Annotated in this window: 26 protein-coding genes; 8 read left to right on the top strand and 18 right to left on the bottom strand. The window is 67.5% G+C overall.

Going from position 1 to position 20,224, the window contains the following annotated elements; genetic code table 11:
- Positions 1 to 45: 45 nt before the first annotated feature.
- The 10 genes from U5805_RS29945 to U5805_RS29990 all read right to left on the bottom strand — a co-directional run bounded on the left by U5805_RS29945 (position 46) and on the right by U5805_RS29990 (position 9,536).
- Positions 46 to 828 carry a CDP-diacylglycerol diphosphatase gene (locus U5805_RS29945; RefSeq protein WP_322107106.1) on the bottom strand — a complete coding sequence of 261 codons (783 nt, stop codon included), beginning with the start codon at positions 826 to 828 and terminating at the stop codon, positions 46 to 48.
- Between the two features lie 83 nt (positions 829 to 911).
- The gene (locus tag U5805_RS29950) at positions 912 to 1,229 is read right to left on the bottom strand and encodes a DUF6587 family protein (protein ID WP_322107107.1); all 318 of its coding nucleotides are present in this window, start codon (positions 1,227 to 1,229) and stop codon (positions 912 to 914) included.
- Positions 1,226 to 3,160, bottom strand: a complete 1,935-nt coding sequence (gene feoB, locus U5805_RS29955; RefSeq protein WP_322107108.1) for a ferrous iron transport protein B — start codon at positions 3,158 to 3,160, stop codon at positions 1,226 to 1,228. The genes U5805_RS29950 and feoB overlap by 4 nt, the downstream gene beginning before the upstream one ends.
- Entirely contained in the window at positions 3,157 to 3,408 is a 252-nt protein-coding gene (locus U5805_RS29960) for a FeoA family protein (protein ID WP_322107109.1), read from the bottom strand. The genes feoB and U5805_RS29960 overlap by 4 nt, the downstream gene beginning before the upstream one ends.
- Positions 3,409 to 3,564: 156 nt before the next feature.
- The gene (iaaH, locus tag U5805_RS29965; protein WP_322107110.1) at positions 3,565 to 5,070 is read right to left on the bottom strand and encodes an indoleacetamide hydrolase; all 1,506 of its coding nucleotides are present in this window, start codon (positions 5,068 to 5,070) and stop codon (positions 3,565 to 3,567) included.
- A gap of 44 nt (positions 5,071 to 5,114) precedes the next feature.
- Positions 5,115 to 6,038 carry a ferritin-like domain-containing protein gene (locus U5805_RS29970; protein WP_322107111.1) on the bottom strand — a complete coding sequence of 308 codons (924 nt, stop codon included), beginning with the start codon at positions 6,036 to 6,038 and terminating at the stop codon, positions 5,115 to 5,117.
- Positions 6,039 to 6,102: 64 nt separating this feature from the next.
- A complete protein-coding gene (locus U5805_RS29975) occupies positions 6,103 to 6,345 on the bottom strand; it encodes a transcriptional regulator (RefSeq protein WP_322107112.1) in 243 nt (80 codons plus the stop codon).
- 349 nt (positions 6,346 to 6,694) lie between these two features.
- A complete protein-coding gene (locus tag U5805_RS29980; RefSeq protein ID WP_322107113.1) occupies positions 6,695 to 7,360 on the bottom strand; it encodes an NAD(P)H-dependent oxidoreductase in 666 nt (221 codons plus the stop codon).
- Positions 7,361 to 7,757: 397 nt separating this feature from the next.
- A complete protein-coding gene (locus U5805_RS29985) occupies positions 7,758 to 8,108 on the bottom strand; it encodes a hypothetical protein (RefSeq protein WP_322107114.1) in 351 nt (116 codons plus the stop codon).
- A gap of 171 nt (positions 8,109 to 8,279) precedes the next feature.
- Entirely contained in the window at positions 8,280 to 9,536 is a 1,257-nt protein-coding gene (locus tag U5805_RS29990; RefSeq protein ID WP_415914690.1) for a cyanate transporter, read from the bottom strand.
- 252 nt (positions 9,537 to 9,788) lie between these two features.
- Here U5805_RS29990 and U5805_RS29995 point away from each other — a divergent pair, with 252 nt between their 5' ends.
- On the top strand, positions 9,789 to 10,511 hold the full coding sequence (locus U5805_RS29995) for a GntR family transcriptional regulator (protein WP_322107115.1): 723 nt from the start codon (positions 9,789 to 9,791) through the stop codon (positions 10,509 to 10,511).
- Here the strand turns inward: U5805_RS29995 and U5805_RS30000 are convergent.
- Positions 10,508 to 10,720, bottom strand: coding sequence for a hypothetical protein (locus U5805_RS30000; protein WP_322107116.1), 213 nt, complete (start codon positions 10,718 to 10,720; stop codon positions 10,508 to 10,510). The genes U5805_RS29995 and U5805_RS30000 overlap by 4 nt on opposite strands.
- Before the next feature lie 155 nt (positions 10,721 to 10,875).
- Entirely contained in the window at positions 10,876 to 11,499 is a 624-nt protein-coding gene (locus U5805_RS30005) for a glutathione binding-like protein (RefSeq protein WP_322107117.1), read from the bottom strand.
- A 62-nt stretch (positions 11,500 to 11,561) separates the two neighbouring features.
- Here U5805_RS30005 and U5805_RS30010 point away from each other — a divergent pair, with 62 nt between their 5' ends.
- From U5805_RS30010 to U5805_RS30025, 4 genes are all read left to right on the top strand, one after another.
- Positions 11,562 to 12,332, top strand: a complete 771-nt coding sequence (locus U5805_RS30010) for a TetR/AcrR family transcriptional regulator (RefSeq protein ID WP_322107118.1) — start codon at positions 11,562 to 11,564, stop codon at positions 12,330 to 12,332.
- Positions 12,333 to 12,410: 78 nt separating this feature from the next.
- On the top strand, positions 12,411 to 12,605 hold the full coding sequence (locus U5805_RS30015) for a DUF1653 domain-containing protein (protein ID WP_158953115.1): 195 nt from the start codon (positions 12,411 to 12,413) through the stop codon (positions 12,603 to 12,605).
- Between the two features lie 33 nt (positions 12,606 to 12,638).
- The gene (locus U5805_RS30020) at positions 12,639 to 12,833 is read left to right on the top strand and encodes a YqaE/Pmp3 family membrane protein (protein ID WP_322107140.1); all 195 of its coding nucleotides are present in this window, start codon (positions 12,639 to 12,641) and stop codon (positions 12,831 to 12,833) included.
- 121 nt (positions 12,834 to 12,954) lie between these two features.
- Positions 12,955 to 13,296, top strand: a complete 342-nt coding sequence (locus U5805_RS30025) for a hypothetical protein (protein WP_322107119.1) — start codon at positions 12,955 to 12,957, stop codon at positions 13,294 to 13,296.
- A 189-nt stretch (positions 13,297 to 13,485) separates the two neighbouring features.
- Here the strand turns inward: U5805_RS30025 and U5805_RS30030 are convergent, their stop codons facing one another.
- On the bottom strand, positions 13,486 to 13,749 hold the full coding sequence (locus tag U5805_RS30030; protein WP_322107120.1) for a DUF4148 domain-containing protein: 264 nt from the start codon (positions 13,747 to 13,749) through the stop codon (positions 13,486 to 13,488).
- Between the two features lie 394 nt (positions 13,750 to 14,143).
- Here U5805_RS30030 and U5805_RS30035 point away from each other — a divergent pair, with 394 nt between their 5' ends.
- A complete protein-coding gene (locus U5805_RS30035; protein ID WP_322107121.1) occupies positions 14,144 to 14,431 on the top strand; it encodes a DUF4148 domain-containing protein in 288 nt (95 codons plus the stop codon).
- Between the two features lie 84 nt (positions 14,432 to 14,515).
- Here the strand turns inward: U5805_RS30035 and U5805_RS30040 are convergent, their stop codons facing one another.
- Positions 14,516 to 14,842, bottom strand: a complete 327-nt coding sequence (locus U5805_RS30040; protein ID WP_322107122.1) for a 2Fe-2S iron-sulfur cluster-binding protein — start codon at positions 14,840 to 14,842, stop codon at positions 14,516 to 14,518.
- Positions 14,843 to 14,917: 75 nt separating this feature from the next.
- Positions 14,918 to 16,828 (bottom strand): sigma-54-dependent Fis family transcriptional regulator, encoded by a 1,911-nt coding sequence (locus tag U5805_RS30045; protein ID WP_322107123.1) that lies wholly within the window; start codon positions 16,826 to 16,828, stop codon positions 14,918 to 14,920.
- Between the two features lie 281 nt (positions 16,829 to 17,109).
- Here U5805_RS30045 and U5805_RS30050 point away from each other — a divergent pair, with 281 nt between their 5' ends.
- Together U5805_RS30050 and U5805_RS30055 are read left to right on the top strand one after the other, a co-directional pair.
- Positions 17,110 to 17,280, top strand: a complete 171-nt coding sequence (locus tag U5805_RS30050) for a hypothetical protein (RefSeq protein ID WP_322107124.1) — start codon at positions 17,110 to 17,112, stop codon at positions 17,278 to 17,280.
- Entirely contained in the window at positions 17,258 to 17,545 is a 288-nt protein-coding gene (locus U5805_RS30055) for a DUF1488 domain-containing protein (protein ID WP_322107125.1), read from the top strand. Before U5805_RS30050 ends, U5805_RS30055 begins: the two co-directional genes overlap by 23 nt.
- Positions 17,546 to 17,635: 90 nt before the next feature.
- Here U5805_RS30055 and U5805_RS30060 read toward each other — a convergent pair whose 3' ends face one another.
- The 3 genes from U5805_RS30060 to U5805_RS30070 all read right to left on the bottom strand — a co-directional run bounded on the left by U5805_RS30060 (position 17,636) and on the right by U5805_RS30070 (position 20,202).
- Entirely contained in the window at positions 17,636 to 18,181 is a 546-nt protein-coding gene (locus U5805_RS30060; RefSeq protein ID WP_322107126.1) for a cytochrome b, read from the bottom strand.
- 161 nt (positions 18,182 to 18,342) lie between these two features.
- Positions 18,343 to 19,644: an NCS2 family permease gene (locus tag U5805_RS30065; RefSeq protein WP_322107127.1), complete on the bottom strand. Its 1,302-nt coding sequence runs from the start codon at positions 19,642 to 19,644 to the stop codon at positions 18,343 to 18,345.
- Between the two features lie 291 nt (positions 19,645 to 19,935).
- On the bottom strand, positions 19,936 to 20,202 hold the full coding sequence (locus U5805_RS30070) for a DUF4148 domain-containing protein (RefSeq protein WP_322107128.1): 267 nt from the start codon (positions 20,200 to 20,202) through the stop codon (positions 19,936 to 19,938).
- Between the last annotated feature and the right edge of the window lie 22 nt (positions 20,203 to 20,224).

A 20,224-nucleotide genomic window follows, 5' to 3' on the forward strand; every position in this document is an offset into this window, starting at 1 on the left:
AGGTGTTCCTTCTCCGGAACGCCTTTTTTCATCCAGGCTCTCGCCTCAGCGCGGCGCCGCCGCGCACCGATGATCGAGCAAACCTTCCGCCGATCCCGAACCGTTCTCCACGTCCAGCCCGCTATTGATAATGAGCCAGCCGTCGCGTTTGGCGTCGCTGCCCGCGCCGGTCACGAGAATCGTCTGCACGGCCATGCTCTGCTTCGGCCCAAGATCGCGCTCGACCACGCGAAACGGATTGCTGCGGTCGGTGAGACTCGTCACGCGCGTCACGCGGTAGCGATTGCCGTCGAACGTGGTCCAGCGCCATTGTCCCGGCGGCATATGGCCGAACGGCGCGAGTGCGTCGGCGATGTCGGTGCGCATGCAATCGACGTGAATGTGCAGTTGATTCTGCGAGCGTTGCTTCGACGAATTGATTTCGATGCCAAGCTGATTCGCGGCGAGCGGCTGCCCGAGCTTTGCTTGCACGTAATGCGTCGCGGCCCACGCGTCGGCCCAGTATTCGGGCGAACCGCCATAAAGAATCTCGGCGCTTTCGATGCCGCTCACGCGGTCGGTCGGAATCAGCAGATATTGCGCGCGTCCCGCGATGTCCTTGAGCACCACGTCGCGCTTCTGGAAATCGACGGTCGTGCAGGGGCCGGGCTGGCCTTTGTCGCGCATGTTCGGCACGCATTGGCCGCCCACGACTTTCCAGAGGCCGTCGGAGTCGACCGCGGACAAACGCACGCACGCGCCCGTGACGGTAAGGGCGCACAGCGCGACGGCGAGCGTCGCGAAACGGAGGAGCGAAACGCGGCGGGCGGGCGAAAGGAACGAAAGCATCGGCGAGGAGAGTCGTGTGGACGCTGCGCAGTGTAGCGCAACGCCCATGACAGTCGTGTAGCGGTGCGGCGCGCCGTTGCGCCTCAGGTCGATTTGCGCGGCGGATGAAACGTCATGGGCTGCTCGCCCGAGGCGTTCGAAGGCGACGAAGGCCCGCACGTGCCGCAAGTGCTGCAACCGTCGCCGCTATCGCCGCAATGACCGGCGCTCGCGCGCTTAGGTTGCAGCAAGCGGCCGACGCGTTGCGCGAACGCGCTTCGTTGCGGACGCAACAACGGCGCGGCGAGCGCGGCCTGCACGCGTTGCGCTGATTTCGGCGCGAGCTTGCGCGCCGTGTGCAGCAGGCTCGCGATCACAACCAGCGCGATCACCGCATATTGGGCGACGAGTCCGGCGCTCATACGAAATGCCTCGCGACTTGATAGGTGACGAACGACGCCGCATACGCGACCGCGAACATGTAGCCGAACGAGATCGTCACGGCGCGCCACGAGCGCGTTTCGCGGCGGATCACGGCGAGCGTCGACATGCATTGCGGCGCGAACGCGAACCACACCATCAGCGAGAGCGCGCTGGCGAGCGAGAAGTTCTGCGCGAGCGCGTGCCCGAGCGCGGCAATGTCGCCGTCGCCGCCCGCAACCGAATAGACCGTGGCGAGCGCGGCCACGGCCGTTTCGCGCGCGGCGAAGGCCGGGATCAGCGAAAGGCTCATCTGCCAGTTGAAGCCGAGCGGCGCGAACGGCCATTGCAGCACGCGGCCCAGATAGCCGGCGATGGTGTAGTCGATGGCGGGCTGCGTCGCGCCCGCGGGCGGCGAGGGAAACGTGGAGACGAACCACATCAGCACCGTGAGCGCGAGGATGATGCCGGTGAGGCGCTTGAGGAAGATCGCGCCGCGTTCCCACAAACCGATGGCCACGTCGCGCGGCTTCGGCATGCGATACGAGGGCAGTTCCATCAGCAGCGCATGCTCGCGGCGGTCGCGGCGCAGCAGCTTCATGACGTAGCCCACCGCCATCGCGCCCGCAATGCCGGCCGCGTAGAGCGCGAACAGCACGAGCCCTTGCAGGTTGAATACGCCGAAGATCATGCGCTGCGGAATGAATGCGCCGATCAGCAGCGCGTAGACGGGCAGCCGCGCGGAACACGTCATGAGCGGCGCGACGAGAATGGTGGCGAGCCGGTCGCGCGGATCGGTGATGCTGCGCGTGCCCATCACGCCCGGAATCGCGCACGCGAAACTCGAAAGCAGCGGAATGAACGAGCGCCCGGTGAGCCCCACGGCCACCATCATGCGGTCGAGCAGAAACGCGGCGCGCGGCAGGTAGCCCGACTCTTCCAGCACGAGAATGAAGAAGAACAGCACGAGAATTTCGGGCAGAAAGCCGAGCACGGTGCCCACGCCGCCGAACAGCGCGTCGGTGACGAGGCTGCGCAGCGGGCCGTCGGGCAGCACGCCGCCCGCGTAAGCGCCGAGCCAGGCGAAGCCGTCGCCAATCGCGTCCGTCATCGGCTTGCCGAGCGAATACACGGCCTGGAACACGAGGAACATCACGAAGGCGAGAATCGCCGGGCCGAGCACGGGATGCAGCGCGAAACGGTCGATGGCGTCGTCGCGCGCGTCGGTGGCGCGCGGCATCGTCACGGCGCTCGCGAGGATCGTGCGCACGGTGGCGTGCAGGTCGTCGCCGGGCGCGTTCGCGGCGGTGCGCGCATCGGCGGCGCTCGTCGCGGTCGTTGCGCTCGTTGCGCTCGTTGCGCTCGCCGTCGTGTTCCTGGCGTCGGTGGCGCTCGTTGCGTGCGTGGCATGGGTGCGGTCGATCAGTTCGACCAGCGCCTGCGCGCCGCCGCGCCGCACGGCCACGGTTTCCACGACCGGCATGCCGAGCCGGCGCGAGAGTTCGGCCGTGTCGACGGCGATGCCGCGCCGTTTCGCGGCGTCCATCATGTTGAGCGCGAGCACCATCGGGCGGCCCATGCGCTTCACTTCCAGTACGAAGCGCAGATGCAGGCGCAGGTTCGTCGCGTCGGCCACGCAAACAATCAGGTCCGGCGCCGCTTCGCCCGGATAACGGCCGAGCAGCACGTCGTGGGTGACGCGCTCGTCGGGGCTCGTCGAGGCGAGGCTGTACGCGCCCGGCAGATCGAGCAGGCGCACGATGCGGCCCGAAGGCGTAGCGAAGCGGCCTTCCTTGCGCTCGACGGTCACGCCCGCGTAGTTGGCGACTTTCTGGCGCGCGCCCGTCAGCAGGTTGAAAAGCGCGGTCTTTCCGCAGTTGGGGTTGCCGACCAGCGCAATGCGCAACGACGACTGAAGCGGAGCCGGATTCATCGCGCGTGGCCCTCGCTCGCGTCGACGCTCACGCGTTGCGCCTCGGCGCGGCGCAGCGCGAAGCGCGTCGAGCCGATCTGCACGAGCAGCGGGTCGGCGCCCCACGGCGCTCGCGCGACCACGCGCACGGGTTCGCCGGGCACGAAGCCCAGATCGCGCAGACGTTGCGCGATGGGATCGGCCGCGTGGGTGTCTTCGACGCGCTCGACGAGCGCGGTCGCACCTTGGGTGAGTTCGGTCAGACGCATGGGGACGGGCTTGACATCAAATGAGAACTGTTCTCATTGTACCGGCGATAGCGACCGCATGCGGCGCCGCAACGCAAAGTTGCGAGATCGCGCCCCATGACCGGGCGTTACAGCGGTGCGTGCGTGCGCTTTTGCCGCACACCGTCGAGGAAAGGGTCAGAGCGGCGGCGCGGGCAAGCTGCCCAGAATCTGCTCGAAGGCGAGGCCGATGGCAAGCAGCCGCCGGTCGCTGCCCAGCGGGCCGTCGAGTTCGAGCCCCACTGGCCATTTGGCGTCGATCAACCCGGCCGGCAGCGCGAGTCCCGGAATGCCCGCGTTGCTGGCGGGGTCGGTGTTGCGCAAGTACGCCTCCATTTCGTCGATGGGCGCGGCGCCGTCGATCGACACGCGCGACGAGCCGTTGAGTTCGTCGAGCGGCACGGCGGCGAGGCGCGTGGTGGGGAACAGCAGCGCGTCGAGGCCGTTGGCGGCGAAGGTCTGCGCATAAAGCTGTTGCAGGCGCGGGCGCCACACCGTCATGGCCGTTTGATAGTCGGGGCCGCGCACGTCGGCGAGCACGGCGTCGTAGGCGGCGCGCACGTCCGGGCTCGCGATGCGCGCGGCGACGTCGGCCACGGTGCGGGCCGTCGGCGCGGGGTTCGGCTGGCGGTTCGGTTGATGGTTCGGCTGATGATTCGGCCGATTGGCGTCGAGCCACGCCTGAAGGTCGTCGATGGGCTCGTGCAGCGCGATCGCCGAACTCACGCGGTCGTTGAGCGCGAGCAGTTCGCCCATTTCCACGGTCACGAACGTCACGCCCGCCGCTTCGAGTTTAGCGAGCGCGAGGCGGACCACATCTTCGAGCGCGGTTTCGAGGCCGCCCCAAAGCGGCTTGGGCAAACCGATGCGCAGGTTCGTGACCGACGCCGCCGCGAGCGGGCCGTGGCCCGTAATCACGGCGTCGAGCAGCGCAACGCCGGCAACCGTGCGCGCCATCGGCCCGACCGTGTCGCGCGTGTGGCTGATCGGCACGACGGCGTGCGGGTCGTGATAACGGCGCTGCGTGCCGCCGTCGCCCACCGAGGGGCGCAAGCCGACGATGCCGCACAGCGCGGCCGGAATGCGCGTGGAGCCGCCCGTGTCGCTGCCGAGCCCCGCGGGCGCGATGCGCGCGGCCACGGCCGCCGCGGTGCCCCCGGAGGAGCCGCCCGGAATGCGCGCGGGGTCGTAGGGGTTGCGCACCGGCCCGCAGTGCGGCGCGAGGTTCGTGCTCGTGATGCCGAACGCGAGTTCGTGCATGTTGGCCTTGCCGAGCAGAATCGCGCCCGCATCCACGAGGCGCTGCACCGAAGGCGCGTGGCGCGCGGGCACGAAGCCTTCGAGCGCGGGCGTGCCGGCCGAAGTCTGCATGCCGCGCGTGTTGATGTTGTCCTTGACGACGACGGGCAAGCCCGCGAGCGGCAGGCGCGCGCGCTCGTTCGCGCCGAGCGAATCGACGCGCCGCGCCGCCGCCAGTGCGCCTTCCACGTCGAGCACCGTGAGCGCGTTGAGATTTTCGAGCGCTTCGGCGCGGGCGATGAGCGTGGCGACGTAATCGGCGGCCTTGAGCTGGCCGGTCTTGATCGCCTCGACGGCCTCGCAGGCGGTGAGCGCGAGTTGCCGGTCGACAGTCCATGAGGTCATGCAGGAGTCCTCCTCGTGCGGCAGCCGCGACGGCGCGCGAACGCCTATTGCTTCATGAAGCGCAGCGCGAAGCGCGCGAGCGCGGGCACGAATGCCGGGCGCAGCAGGCGCGCGTCGTAGCCGCTCATGCGCACCTCGTTTTCCGCGAGACAAAGCTCGATCATCTCGCGCGGCTTGAGCGCGTCGCCGAGCACTTCGCGGTTCGCGGGCAAAAAGTTCGAGTCGTGCGCCACGCCGTTCGTGTCGATGCCGCGTGCGATCGCGAGCCGGTCCCACACGAGCTTGACCCAGATCGCGCCCACGCGCAGCGAATGCCACGGCCGGCGCCACCACGGCATGGTCTTGCGATACCACGCAACCCAGTTCACGAAGAACAGGATATGGCGCGCTTCTTCCTGAATCACGGGTTCGAAAGTGTCGACGAGCGCCGCCGGAAAAAAGCCCGAGCGCTGCGCGGACCGGAACAGGCCGAAGGCGAAAAAGCTGTCGATGCACTCGCTGTAACCCGTGAACATCCACGCCCATTCGGGATCTTTGGGCGGCGGGTAGGCGGGCTCCGGCGCGAGGTCGATGCCGTATGCGCGCACGAGATGCGAGAGCACGACCTTGTGGCGCGCTTCCTCGCCGGCGTCCATTTCGATCGCCTCGCGCAGCAGCGGGTTTTGCACGGTGTTTGCGTACGTTTGCACGCGAATCGACGCGCGGCCTTCGGTTTGCACGGCGATGTCCCAGATCGGGAGCGAGGTGAGGCGGCGCAGCGCGTCGGGCTCGAGTTTCGGCCAGTCTAGAACGGCGGGGCGATACGGATCGTGCGTGTCGAGCAGCATGCGGCAGAACATCGTGCGATGTTCGTCCGATCCGATCCTGATGTGCCCTGGCGTGTCATGCGTCCAGCGTCGCAGTGCGGCGTCCTGGTCGGAGAGGAAGGCCGCGCCTTCTTCTTCCGTGTGCGTCAGGGTTTCGGACATGGAACGTAGAAAATGACGGGGATATGACTCCTATTCTGTCACAACCGTTAGCGGCGATGCGCCGTCACGCGCAACGCCGCTGTTCGTCGATCCACATGCGCGCCCAGCGGCACGCGTAGGCGAGCGCGTGGCGTTCGTCGAAGAAATAATCGAGCGCGTCGAACGAGTGCTGCGCGCCGCGCCGCTCGTTGCCCGCGCGCTGGTCGGGGAGCGCGCCGATCGTGAGATTGGCCGCGTAGAGTCCGTTCGGAAGCTGCTGCGCGCTGGGCGCGACTTCGTAGCCTTTGTAGCGTAGTGGAGCGTTCATGGCCGCGTGTCCTGCTGTCGATCTTTCGGTGGCGCGTCGATTCGTGCGATCGCCCATGCCGTCACGGATCAGCCTACGGGCCGTCGCATGCGGAGGGAAACAATCATTTTTCGCAAGCAAATCACGCGCGGGTGCGAACGATCAGCACGGCGCGCGCGATAAGCGATGCGCGAATCCGGCTTCAATGTGGACTCGCGAAAATCGAGCGTCTGTGGGATGGCGCACGCGGCGCGCGCGGCGCATTCGCGCGCAATGTGGGCGAAGCAACGAACGACGCCTCGCGCGCGCTGTGCGCGGCGAGGCGACGAAAACGGCGAACCGGAAGCGAAAACGCGGGAACCGGCGCGCGTCAGACCGCGAGGCTCAAGCGCTTTTCGTTGCGCGCGGAGCGTGCCGCGCCGTTCGTGTCGTCGGCGAGCGCTGCCGCGTGTTGCGCGCCGAACGCGAGCGCGAACTGCGCCGCCTGGCGTCCCACCGTGGCGAGTTGTTCGGCGACTTTGGCGTCGGAGCAATCGTGCGCGCTCTCGAAGCGCGTTTCGAGCGTGTTGATGCCCGCGCCGAACGGCGTCGGCCAGCCGCGCAGCGCATGCACGATCGAGCGCAGCGAGGTGAGCACGGAGCCGGCGGCCTGCCAGCCATACGCCGTGACGATGCAGCCCACGGCGCGGCCGTCGAGATACGGGCGGTCGTCGGCGCGCAGTTCCTCGAGCGTGTCGAGCGCGTTCTTCACGAGACCCGAAACGCCGCCGTGATAGCCGGGCGTCGCGACGATGACGGCGTCGGCGCCGCGCACGGCTTCGATCAGTTCGAGCTGGGCGTCGGTGCGGGTGGCGTGTTCCGGCGCGTAATGCGGCAGCGTGTGCAGAAAAGTGCCGCCGAACAGTTGCGTGCGCGCGCCCGCTGCTTCGGCGCCGCGCAGTGCGAAGGCGAGCGCGCGCTCGGTCGACGAAGCGGCGCGTGTCGTGCCGCCGATGCCGACCACGAGCGGGCGGCGTTGCGAATCGGGAATGCTCAAGAGGGCTCCTGCGATGCAGCGAAATGCGCCGCGAACTGCGGCCGGCGCACGGCGCGAGATTCGAATCCTGAAACCGCCATCTTAGAGAGCGTGCCGCGCCGCGCGAAACGACTTTTTGTTCTAACGATATGCCGTCGCGGCCACGAGACGCTGCGCGATGCGGCGCGATATGGATATGCGAAACCGTTGGTTGGGCGCACGGCGCAGCTTGGCTAAGATGAAACCGTCTCCTCCATGACATCTCCTTGACATGGGATTCGGCCCCGCACTCTCCGGTGACGGGGCTGCTTTTTTTGGCGCGGCGAAAAAGCGGGAGCGAGGAACGGCGGAAAATCACGCTGCGCGACGCGAAGCGCAAGGCGGCACGCGCGGCGGCGCGCCGGAGACCCGTTTGAAGTCAAACCTGAAGCACGTTGCCGTCGGGGCCGATTTGCGGCGGAATGGCCGGCGTGCGATCGTTGCCGGGCGCGGTGCGCGAAGGCGCGGCGCCGGGGCCGTTCGTGGGCGTGAGCGGCAGCGTGGGGGCGGAAGCGCGCAGGGCCGGATCGGCGACCTTGCGCGGCGTGAGGCGGTCGGCGGAAGCCAGCTTGCGCTTCGAACCATGATGCGCATGCTTTTTCCCCGCGCCGTTCGCATGCACGCCGGGCGTGCGCGCTTCGGGCGGATTCCAGACCTCGATGTAATGTTCCCCGGCGAGCGCGGTGGACGCGAGGACGCACAGCACCGCCCCCGTGATGAAGAATCGCACGTCGTGTTCTCCGTTTCGATGAACAGGCCCAAGCCGCCATGCCGGCGCGGAACGGGCTGCCCGCACTGTACATTCATACAGGCGCTTATGCAAACGTTTGAGGCTCGCGCCCGCGTTTCTGTTGCGCGAGCGCCCGCACGACCGTGCGGATCCGGGCTTCTTCTTGCCGATTCAGGCGTCTGGTGGCAAGCACGCGTGCGCGCCCAGCCAGCGCGCGTAGCTGCGCGGCGAAAACGCCAGCGTGAGCGCGATCATCGAGGCAATCGAAACGGCCAGCATGATCCACGCGGCCGTGAAACCGCCCGTGAGATCGCGCACGCGCCCCGCCACAACCGGCGCGAGTGCCGCGATCACGAAGCCCAGCCCTTGCACGAACGCCACCAGCCGCGCCGCCACGCGATGATCGCCCGAGTGATCCAGCGCCGTGACGAGCGTGACGGAGAACGTGCCGCCAAGCCCCGCGCCCGCCGCCGCGACCCACACGAGCGGCGCGGCCTCGGGCCGCAGCGCGAGGCCGAGCACGCCGACCAGTTGCGCGCACAAACCCGCGATGAGCCACGGCCGGCGGTCGGTGAACGCGGCGGCGGCGAGCGGCAGCAGGAGCGCGCATGCGGCCTGAAAAACCGTCATTGCCGCGAGCAGCGAGCCGCTGGCTTCGACGCTCGCGCCATGCTGCTGATAGTAGGCGGGCAGCCACGCGACGAGGCTCGTATAGCCGCCGTTCACCAGCCCGAAATGCAGGCCGAGCGCCCACGCGCGGCGCTTGCGCCAAACGGGCGCCTGCGCGCCCTGCGCGGCGGCCTTCGTCGGCATCGCCGGGTTGACGGATGCGCGCCGGTTCAGCGCGAGCCACAGCGTCAGCGCGACGATGGCGGGCAGCGCCCACACCGCGAGCGCCAGATGCCACGATCCGCCGATGCGCGCCACGAGCGGGCTCACGCTCGCGCCAAGGCCGCCGCCGCCCATGATCGACGCCGAAAACAAGCCCATCGCAAGCGGCACGCGCGCGGCGAAACGCTGCTTCATGACGGCGGGCAACAGCGCCTGAATGGCCGCGACGCCCGCGCCCGCCGCCGCGGCGGTGAGCATGAGCGCGCCCGGGCTGGCGGCGAACGCGCGCGCCGCGCAGGCCAGCGCGATGGCCGCCAGCCCGAGCGCCACGCCGCGCGTTTCGCCGAGCCGGCGCGCGAGCCAGCCGGTGCCGAACGCGCCTAGCCCCATCGCCACCACGGGCAGGCTCGTGAGCAGCGAAGCGCCGTAAAAGCTGAGGCCGGTGGCGTCGCGGATCGTGGTCATGAGCGGGCTGATCGACGTAAGCAGCGGACGCAGATTCACGCCGATCGCAACGATGGTCGCGTACCAGACGAATGCGCCGGCGGCGCGCCCGGCGGTGTTGCCGGGGCGCTCGACAACATTTTCAGGGGTCAATCGTGTCAATCGGGTCAAGCGGATCAATCGGGTCAACCTTTTCAGCCATATTTGGTTAACCATTATACGCAACGATGGTCGACGAAATCGGCGTCGCGGGCTATGTGCGCAATGAGCGCGCGCATATGAACGCGTCGTGCGAGCGATGCAGGTCCGACGCGCGAGCGCAATGCGCCGCGCCGCGGCTCGCTACAATGCCAGCCTGATCCCGCTCGTTCACTCGCTCACTCGTTTATTCGCCTCCGCCCGCTCATGGCCCGATCCTCACGCACCGCTGCCGCCGCGCCCGCCGACGTCGACGAATCCGCCGACGTCGAAGCCTTCGTCTACGCCTCGATTTCCTCGGCGCTGCTCGAAGGCAAGCTCGCGCCGGGGCAGCAACTCGTCGAGCGCGAATTGGCGGCGGCGTTCGGCTGCACGCGCGGCGCCTTGCGCAAGGTGCTCGCGCGGCTCGGCTTCGAAGGCAAGCTCGCGCTCGAACCGAATCGCGGCGCGTTCGTGCCGTCGCCCTCGGAGGACGACATTCGCGCGGTGTATCGCGCGCGCCAGGTGGCGGAAGCGGGCGTGATGGCGAGCTTGTGCGGCGCGTTGAGCGCGGCGGGCAAGCGCGCGCTGGCGGCGCACGTGCGCAGCGAAAAGAAGGCGCTACGCGAAGGCCGCGTGGACGAGGCGGTGCGCCTCGCGGGACAGTTTCATCTGCTGCTGACGGGGCAGGCGGGCGGCGCGCCGCTGGTGGAAGCGCTCGCGCAGCTCGTCGCGAGGACGGAGCTTTACAAGGCGTTGTTCGATCCTTCGAAGGCGTCGATGTGCGCGCCCGACGAGCACGCGCAGATCATCGCGGCGCTCGAAGCCGGCGATCTCGCGGCCGCGCTCGAAACCATGCGCGCGCATCTCGCGGAACTCGAGGAGCGCGTGGTGCAGCAGGCGCGGGCGCGCGCCGGCCGCGATCTCAAGGCGGTGTTCGGCGTGCGCTAGTTTTGCTCGACGCGTTTGCGCAACTCCCTGGAAGCCGCGAGCGGAATGCGCGCGTCGTCCCAGGTGGCGAGCCATTCGACTTCTTTCGAGGCAAACACCTGGCCGTGGTTGCGCAGCGCGTACTGCAACGAATCAATGATGTGATTACGGATGATCTCAGGCGTATGCGGATCGTCGAGAACGATCCGAAACGCTTCAAGCGTGGCCATGCGCGGCTCCGGCGAGTGTGTCAGATCGTTCTTTTATCGCACGACAAAATTGTGCGCGCCACGCGAGCAAAAAAGCGTCTTCGGTTGCCGTGCATGGCCGGGTGTCGCGCGACGCGGGCCGGATCGGGCGGCCAGTCGCGGCAATCTCGCGAGACTCAGGGCCGCGCGCGCTTGAACAACTCGTATTCGTCGGCGAAGGCGCGCGCCACGGCGGGGCGCTCGCGCACGCGCCGCGCATAAGACGCGAGCGTTTCCCATCGCGAAAGGTCAATGCCCACGTAGGGCGCCCAGTTCAGCACGGTCACGAGATAGGCATCGGCAACGCTGAACGCGTCGAGTAGATACATTTGCGTGTCGAGGTGACGCTCCAGCAGGTCGAAGCGGCGCGGCACCTTGGCGCGCGCGTGCTCCTTCACGGCTTCGGCGGTTTCGCGGCTGAGCAGCGGCACGAACACGCTCTTGTGCAGTTCCGTGCCGATAAAGCCGAGCCATTGATGCAGACGCGCGCGCTCGCGCGTGCCTGCCGGCGGCGCGAGGCGCGCGGCGGGAAAGCGGTCGGCGACATAGGGCAGCACGGCGGTGTTTTCGGTGAGCGTCCAGCCGTCGTCCTCGCGCAGCACCGGCACCTGCCCCATGGCGTTCACGGCGAGGAAATTGCCGCCGCCCGCGAGCGTTTTCGTCGACGTATCGACCTGGACGTAGTTGGCATGCGCGCCCGCTTCGTAAAGCGCGATACGTGTGGCGAGAGAGCATGCGAGCGGCGCGAAGTAGAGGTCCATCGTCGTTCTCCGGGATTATTTTTGTACTATATTGAACAAAAATCGGCGAAACCAATATTTTCATGCAATCCAGTACAAAAAAGGATAGCCGCGCGCGCGGCCGCCCGCGAGCCTACGATCCCGACGAAGCGCTCGCGCGCGCACGCGACACGTTCTGGCGCGGCGGCTACGCGGGCACCTCGCTGGACGATCTGAGCGCGGCCACGGGCATGAACCGCCCGAGCCTCTACGGCGCGTTCGGCGACAAACACGCGCTTTATCTGCAAGCCGTCGATCGCTACGTGGAAGCGGGCCGCGCGGCGATGCTGCGTTCGCTCGACGGCGCGCTGCCGCTGCGCGATGCGCTCATGCGCGTGTTCGACGGTGCGCTCGCGTGGTACTTCCCCTCGGGCGCCGCGCCGCGCGGCTGCTTTCTGATCGGCACGGCGGCGGTGGAGGCCGTTCACGACGAGGCGGTGCGCGAGCGTTTCGCGGGCGGGCTGCGTGCCTTCGACAAGGCGTTCGAGCGACGTTTGCGGCTTGCGGTCGCGCAGGGCGAACTGCCCGCCGGGGCGAGCGCGCCCATGCTGGCGCGGCTTGCCTCGGCGCTGCTGCACAGCACCGCATTGCGCGCGCGGGCCGGCGACTCGCGCGCCACGCTGCGCGCGACGGCGGCCGCGGGCGTGGCCATGATCTGCGGCGTTTCGGGCGCGAGGAACGCGCCGGTGGCGAAAACGCCGCGTGCGAAAGAGTCGTCCGCGAGAGCTTCGCCTGAGAAAACTCCGCCTGAGAAAACGCCGCCTGCAAAAACGCCGCCTGCTAAAACGCCGCGGTCGCCGCGCCGCGCGAAGTAAAAGCGGTCCCGTTGCCGCGATCCGTTGCTAAACTAGCGAGTCGCGCAAAACCGTTTGCGCGCTCGTAGGGAGAATGCGATGGTGCGCTACCGGCACTACAAGGGCGGCATTTACGAACTCGTGTGCGAGGCGACGCTCGAATCGGACCCGACTGTCACGATGATCGTTTATCGTTCCGCGAACGGGACGATCTGGACGCGCCCCGCATCGGTGTTCTTCGAGCTGGTGGAGTTCGAAGGCGCGCTGGTGCCGCGCTTCGCGCCCGTCAACTGATCCCCCTTTCTGGCTTGCGAGGTCATGCCCACGATGCGTCTGCTGATTGCACTGATTCTTCCCTGGCTGCTGTTTTTCACCATCGGGCGGCCCATTGCGGGCATCGTCTGCCTGATTTTGCAAATCACGTTGATCGGCTGGATTCCGGCCGCGATCTGGGCCGTGTATGCGCTGAGCCAGTACAAAACCGACCAGAAAATCAGCGCGGCAATGGGGCGTCGCGGCTAAAGGCAGCACGCTCGAGCGGCGTCAGTGTTGCGCGGTTACAGTCGTAACCCGCGCTCACAATTCAACAAGAACTTAACGCTGCTTTCCCTTTCTGACAAATAAGAAAGAAGGGGAGGCTGCAATGTTCAAATCGGTTCTCGCTGCGGGCGCTCTGGCGCTCCTTGCCGGGTGTGCGGTGGCCCCCGGCTACGGTTATGGCTATGACCAGGGGTATGCGCCCGGTTATTACGACGGCGGCTACGCGCCCGGCTATGCCGCGCCCGCGTATGGCGGCGTGGCGATCGGCGTGTATGGCGGCGGCGGTGGCGGCTGGCACGACCACGATCATCACGGCGACTGGCATCACGGCGGTGGAGATTGGCATGGCGGCGGTCGCGGCGGCGGGGATTGGCACGGCGGCGGCCGTGGCGGCGGCGGACATGGAGGCGGCGGCCACGGCGGTGGTGGCGGCCACGGCCGCTGAGGTTCGTGGCGCGGCGGCGTAGCTTGAAGCCGCGCCGGTCCTCAAACCCACGCATAAACGCCCAAACGCAAAAACGCATCGGGCCCGCCTCTCTCGCGAGGGCTGGCCCGATGCGTTCTACAGCCGTATTTTTAGCCGTCCTTCAGTTTGGCGGCAAGCGCCGCACTGCCGGGACGCCTTCTTGCCAGCTTACTCGCCGGACTGCGACGTGCCGCTGGTCGACGGGCCGTAGGCCGTATTGGCCTTTTCGGCCTGGACGCGGGCTTCGGCGGCCTGAATGTTGTCGGGGTAGTGCATCCAGTCGCTCGGATCGTAGCCGGCGGCACGCAGTTGCGCGAGTTCGCCACGAACCTGCGCGCGGGTCAGGGGTTGCTGGTTTTGAGCCTGAGCAAACGACACAGCGGGCACCGCGATGATGGCCGCGAGCGCGGCAGCCTTGAGAAGCGACTTCATGAGAACCTCCAGATTTTTGTTGAGGGACCATCGCCTTGGCGTGGCCCATGTCGATAATGTAAGCTCCGGCTCACCTAGGGTAAATACTTAGAACGCAAATTCAGTGTTTCACTGGCGGCAATAATCGCCCGGGCATCTGTGCGGTGCGGCATCGCATGTTCCTGATCATGCTGAAAAACACGGTTTGTTCTGACCCCGTAATTGACGCGCATGAACTGCGGATTATTGCGTAATCGGTAATTGCAATTCGCTTGAATCGGCCTGTATCCGCGCTGACGACTTGCCTAGAATCGCCTCACTGCCTGACCTGCGAGCATTCGCGCGGGGACGGGCCGGCGTTCACCGCTGCGTGCATCGCGGCCCATGGAATCGAATAAAACCGGAGGTTGTCGTCATGAACTCGCTTATCAAGGCTGTTGCTCTTACCGTGGCGTTCGCCGCGCCGCTGGCCGCCTTCGCTCAGGCCGACCAAGGCCTGACCCGCGACCAGGTGCGCGCGCAACTGGTCGAATTCCAGCAAACGAGCCGCAATCAGGCCGCCGGCACGCAGGCCGGCGAACCGGTGGTGACGCAGGGCAGCGCCTCCTACGGCGGCATGAGCAACTCGTCGGCGTCGGGTGGCCGTTACGTGTCGGAAGCGGCGCGCACCGGTCCGCAGTCGGTGTATTTCGGCGGCCAGTAAGCCGTCGGGCGCCGCCGCAAACAAAGGCGCAAAACACGCAAAACGGCCCGCGATGACGCATCGCGGGCCGTTTGCTTTTTACGCTCAGATTATTTCGGCGTCGGGCACGTTCAGCACGAGGTCGCTCTGTGCGACGGCCACGCAGGTCAGCACGTAGCCTTCCGCCTTTTCCTCGCGGCTCAGCCCCGGCCATTCGATCGTGAAGCGCACCGTGCCGCTCACGGCGCGGCATAGGCACGTTCGGCACGTGCCGTTGCGGCACGAACGCGGCAGCTTGATGCCCGCGAACGCCGCCGCTTCCAGCAGCGTGAGTTCCGGCGGCGCTTCGAAGCTGCGTCCGAGCGGTTCCACGCGCACGAGCGGCACGCCGGTTTCGGTTTCGGTTTCGGAAGCGGGCGAAGCGGAGGACATAACGGCGAGGGCGAAAAACGAAGCGCCAAGCTTACCCTGGCGCGCGCGGCTCGCGAGGTAAAACGCGCCGCGCGGTCAGCGCCGTTGCCGCAGATGCCGATACACCGTGTTGCGCGCGAGCCCGAGTTCGCGCGCGGCCGCCGAAACATTGCCGCGATGCCGGGCCAGCGTGGCTTCGATGAGGCGCGTTTGCATCACGGCCAGGCGCGCGGGCTCCGGCGGGCGCGGGTCGCCGGCTTCTTTGCCGGCTGTCGCTTCGACGCCCTCGCAATCGTGCAAAAAATCCTCGGGCAAATGCGTCATGTCGATGGCCGCCTCGCCTTCGGCCATGATCGCCGCCGTGCGCAGCACGCTCGCGAGCTGACGCAGATTGCCCGGCCAGCGGCAGCGCGCGAAACACGCATGCACGGCGGGCGTGAGCCGCGCGGGCGCGTCGGGTATTTCGCGCCGCACGGCGGCGAGCACGCGCGTCACGAGCGCGTCGAGATCGGTGCGTTCGGCAAGCGGCGGCAGCGTCACGACCAGACCGTTGATGCGGTAATAGAGGTCTTCGCGGAATGTGCCTTCGGCGATCATCGCGCGTAAGTCGCGATGCGTCGCGCACACGATGCGCACGTCGACCGGCACGGCGCGCGTGCCGCCGAGCGGCACCACCGCGCGATCCTGAAGCACGCGCATGAGCCGCACTTGTTGCGCGAGCGGCATGTCGCCGATCTCGTCGAGAAACAGCGTGCCGCCGTGAGCCTGCGCGATCTTGCCCGCGCTGCCGCGCCGCTTCGCGCCCGTGAACGCGCCGTCCTCGTAACCGAATAGCTCGGCTTCGATCAGCGTGTCGGGCAGCGCCGCGCAATTGAGCGCGACGAACGGCGCTTCGCGGCGCGGCGAATCGTGATGCAGCGCTCGCGCGAGCCATTCCTTGCCGGTGCCCGTGCGGCCGAGCACGAGCACGGGAATGTCGCGGCCGCGCACGCGCGCGACGCGTTCGAGCACGGCGGCAAGGCGCGCGTCGCCGGTGTTCAGATCGGCGAGCGTGGGCGTTTTCGGCGGTTCGGTTTGCGCGGGCGGCGCCGGTTTCGCCGGCGCGGCGGGCGGCGCCGCGCGCGTGAGCATGGCGGCGCCGGGCGTGGCGCGCGCGATCACGCGCACGCCGCTCGGCAGCGCCAGCGTGAGCGGCTCGCCGGGCGCGCGCATGAGCTGCTGCATGAAGGCCGCGAACGGCTGCCCGAACAGCGCGGCGAACTCGCGCTGCGGCAGTCCGTCGAGCGTCGCGCCGAACTGGAACAGCGCGCTGCGGTTCGCGCACAGCAGCGTGCCGTCGGCGGAAAACGCGGCCAATCCTTCGTACAACGTACCAATGAATTCCGCTCGCGCGTGAAATTGCAGACGCACCGCGTCGGCGAATTCGGTGTTGAACAGATGATTCTCGATCATCTGCGCCGACATGCGCACGAGCGCGAGCGTGTGCTTGTGAAAGCCGCGCGACTCGCCGCTCACGTCGAGCGCGCCGAGCGTGCGGCCGTAAGGGTCGGCGATGGGCGCGCACGAGCAGGTGAGAATGTGGTTGGCGCGCAGGAAATGCTCGCTCGCATGCACCGTGGTGGGCTGACCTTCGACGAGCGCCGTGCCGATCGCGTTCGTGCCGCGATGCTGCTCCGACCACGACACGCCGGGCCGCAGCGCGACGCGGCGTGCTTTTTCGTCGAAGTCGCTGTCGCCGAGGCTGTGCAGGATCACGCCGTTGCGGTCCGTGAGCAGCACCATGCTTTGCGTGTCGGCGATCTGCGCGTGCAGCGCGTCCATCACGGGGCGCGCCTGACGATAGAGCGTGCGGTTGGTCTCGATGAGTTCGCGCAGATCCACGGCGGCGAGCGCGTCGAATTCGGGCGCTTCCGACGTGCGCAGCCCGAGGGCGCGCGATCGCGCGTGAGCTTGCGCGATCGCGTCCGCGTGGGCCGCGTCGCGCGGCGTGACGGGGCGTCGGGTCACTCGTGTCTCCAGTCGTTTGAGGATGCTGTGGCGCAACATGCGGCGCGCGCCGGGCATCGCTTCGTCGAACGGTTCATGGTACAGGAACGGCGGCGCGTGACTATCGGGTTGAAACCGGGGCGGGGGTTGAAACCGAGGGTTGAAACCGGGGCGCCGCGCGGGCGAGCGCGGCTCATGCGCGAGCGCGCCGGACATCGCCGAAAAAAGGGCGCGGCGGTAACGTCCTGCTATTTCAACGGCGTGACAAAGACGGCCTTGCGGGACGCGGGAAGTCGTCTAAAGTGAATCCCATCAGCCGTCGCAAACGCATGATTGCCGCGACGACCAATGCCGATCCGCCCGGCCGCGCCGCCTTTCATGCACGAACTTGGGGCGGCACGCGGCACGCGGCGCGCGGCCCGTTCACCTTCCACCTGAAAGGCGACTCCTATGCAGATCATGTTCCCCGATGAAGCGCCCGCGTACTCGGGCCGCGCACTGACCTTGGCGTTCCCGGCGATGATCGATGGCGAAAGGGTGGAATGTACGATCACGGCGGCGGCGCTGGAGGACCACTTCGGCGCCGAGTCTACGCGAGCCGAAGACATGCTCACGGCCTTCGACCATCATCGCGACCGCATCGAAGCTTGCGCGCGCCGCCTGCTTTCCGACACGCGCGCGCAGTGCCTCGTGCTGCGCAGCGGCTACGTGCGCTTCGTGCAGGCTCACGCCGTTTGAATGTTCCGGGACTTTGCGTCCCGCCAAGAGCGATGCCGCGCCTTTTGGGCGCGGCTTTCGTTTATGCGGACGGCGGTTTTGCGCGGCGCCTCAGATCATGCGGCGCAGCGTGTTGTCGCGCAGCACGAGATGGTGGCCGATGGCCGCGAGCGCGTGCAGCCCGATCACCCAATAAAACGCATTGCCGATCAGCACGTGCGCGTTGTGGAAGAACTTGCGCGCAACGGGATCGGGGCCGACGAGCGTGATGTCCCAGCCGAGCCCGGCGAGCGTGACGGGGTGGCCGCCCGTATTGATCATCAGCATGCCCAGCAGCGGCTGCACGAAGATGAACAGATACAGCGCGAGATGAACGAGCCGCGAGAGAAATGCCAGCACGCGGTTCGTGTCGATGTCGGCGGGCGCGCCGCGCCATAAGCGCCACAGCACGCGCAGCACGGCAAGCGAGAGCACGAGCGTGCCGCACCAGAAATGCACGTTGGACCACAGCTCGCGGCTTGCCGAGCCGCGCGGGCCGCGAATCTCGATCGCGAAATAGGCGAGCGCGATGAGGACGACGATGATCCAGTGAAAGAAGACGGCGGGCTTGCTGTAGCGTTCTGATGCGCGTTCCGATGCGGCGGGGAATGTGGCCACTTGGCGGCTCCTCTGGACGGGGAATCTGGCGATGTTTTCCAATGATAAGGAGGTCGCGGGCGGCAATGGCGTTTCGCGGCCGCAACCGTTGACGCAACGGGGATTTTGCCGCACGCCGCCAATAAAAAAGGCGGCGCGGGGCCGCCTTTTGCCGAAGTCGTTCAGGCGTTGCCGAGATAAAAGAACCGGAACAGAAACACGGCGGCGATCACCCAGACGATCAGCTTGACCTGGCGCGCGCGCCCCGTCAGCAGCTTGAGACCGGCGTACGAGATGAAGCCGAACGCCACGCCGTTCGCGATCGAATACGTGAACGGCATTGCGAGCGCGGTGAGGGCGGCGGGCACGACTTCGGTCGCGTCGTCCCACGGCAGGTCGGCGAGTTCGCGCAGCATCAGGCACGAAACGTAGAGCAGCGCCGGCGCCGTGGCGTAGCCGGGCACCACGCCCGCGAGCGGCGCGACGAACAGGCACGCGAGAAATAGCACGGCCACGGTGACGGCGGTCAGGCCGGTGCGGCCGCCGGCTTGCACGCCCGAGGCGCTTTCGATGTAAGCCGTGGTCGACGACGTGCCGAGCACCGAGCCCGCGAGAATGGCCGTGCTGTCGGCCAGCAGCGCGCGGTTCAGGCGGTGCATCTTGCCTTCCACGAGCAGCCCCGCGCGGTTCGCGACGCCCATCAGCGTGCCGGTTGCGTCGAACAGTTCGACGAGGAAAAACACGAGAATCACGTTGAGCACGCCCGTGGAGAGCGCGCCCTTGATGTCGAGTTGCGCGAAGGTCGGCGTAATCGACGGCGGCGCGGAGAAGATGCCGTGGAACTGGTTGCCGCCGAAGAAGAACGACAGCACCGTCACGAGCACGATGCCGATCAGGATCGCGCCGCGCACGCGCAGCACGTCGAGCGTGACGATCGCGAAGAAGCCGATGATCGCCAGAATCGTATGCGGGTCGTGCAGATTGCCGAGTTCGACGAGCGTGGCCGGGCTGCCGACAATCACGCCCGACGTCTTGAGCGAAATAATGCCGAGAAAGAGACCGATGCCGGCCGTGATCGACACGCGCAGCGAATGCGGGATGCCCGTGATGATCGCCTCGCGCACGCGCAGCAGCGTGACCACGAAGAACAGGCAGCCGGAGACGAACACCGCGCCCAGCGCCGCTTGCCACGTGAAGCCCATGCCCTTGACGACCGCGTAGGCGAAGTACGCGTTCAGGCCCATGCCGGGCGCGAGCGCCAGCGGATAGTTCGCGTAGAGTCCCATGATGATCGAGGCGATTGCCGAAACGAGGCAGGTCGCGACGAACACGCTTTCCTTCGGCATGCCGGCGTCGCCGAGAATGGCCGGATTCACGAAGATGATGTAAGCCATCGTGAGGAAGGTAGTGAAACCGGCAAGCAGTTCGGTGCGCAGGTTGGTGCCGGCTTCTTCAAAACCGAAATAGCGTTTGATGGCGTCCATGAAGATCGGGCCCTTGAGAGTCGAGCGGTTGTTCGTTGATTGTTTGTTGTTTGTAATCGGCGCGGCGGGGCGCGTGGCTACGGGCGCGATTGTAAACAATTGTCCGCCGCGCGCCGACTGACGGGCGCGGGCGTGGAAGGGGAACAACAGGGCGGCTTGCGGCGCGGGCCGCGATGGGCGGGGGATTTCGTTCTAAACCGTTCGGGCGGGCAGGCGTGAAGCCGCACTTAGCCCGCATCGGCGGTCGTGGCGCGCCGATGCGGGGCGGGTTGCGGCGTCACTGAAGAACGATCACTGCATGGGCTGCGCGGGCAAGGCACCCGCCGCGCCCGCGGTGCGCCGCTGCGCCACGATGGCGCCCGCTTGCTGCGCGTTTTCCGGATAGTCGAGCCAGTCGAGCGGATCGTAGCCCGCCTGCCGCCATTCGAGGAAATCGGCGCGAACCTGGGCGCGCGTGAGCGGCCCTTGCGCGCCGTACGGTTGAGCCAGCGCCGCCACCGACGCGACACTGCATGCCACGGCGAGGCCGCCGAGCAATACACGCGGAAGGGAGTTCATGGCAAGGCCTTTCATATCAGGG

This window comes from Paraburkholderia sp. J41 (assembly GCF_905220235.1).
Taxonomy (GTDB): domain Bacteria; phylum Pseudomonadota; class Gammaproteobacteria; order Burkholderiales; family Burkholderiaceae; genus Paraburkholderia.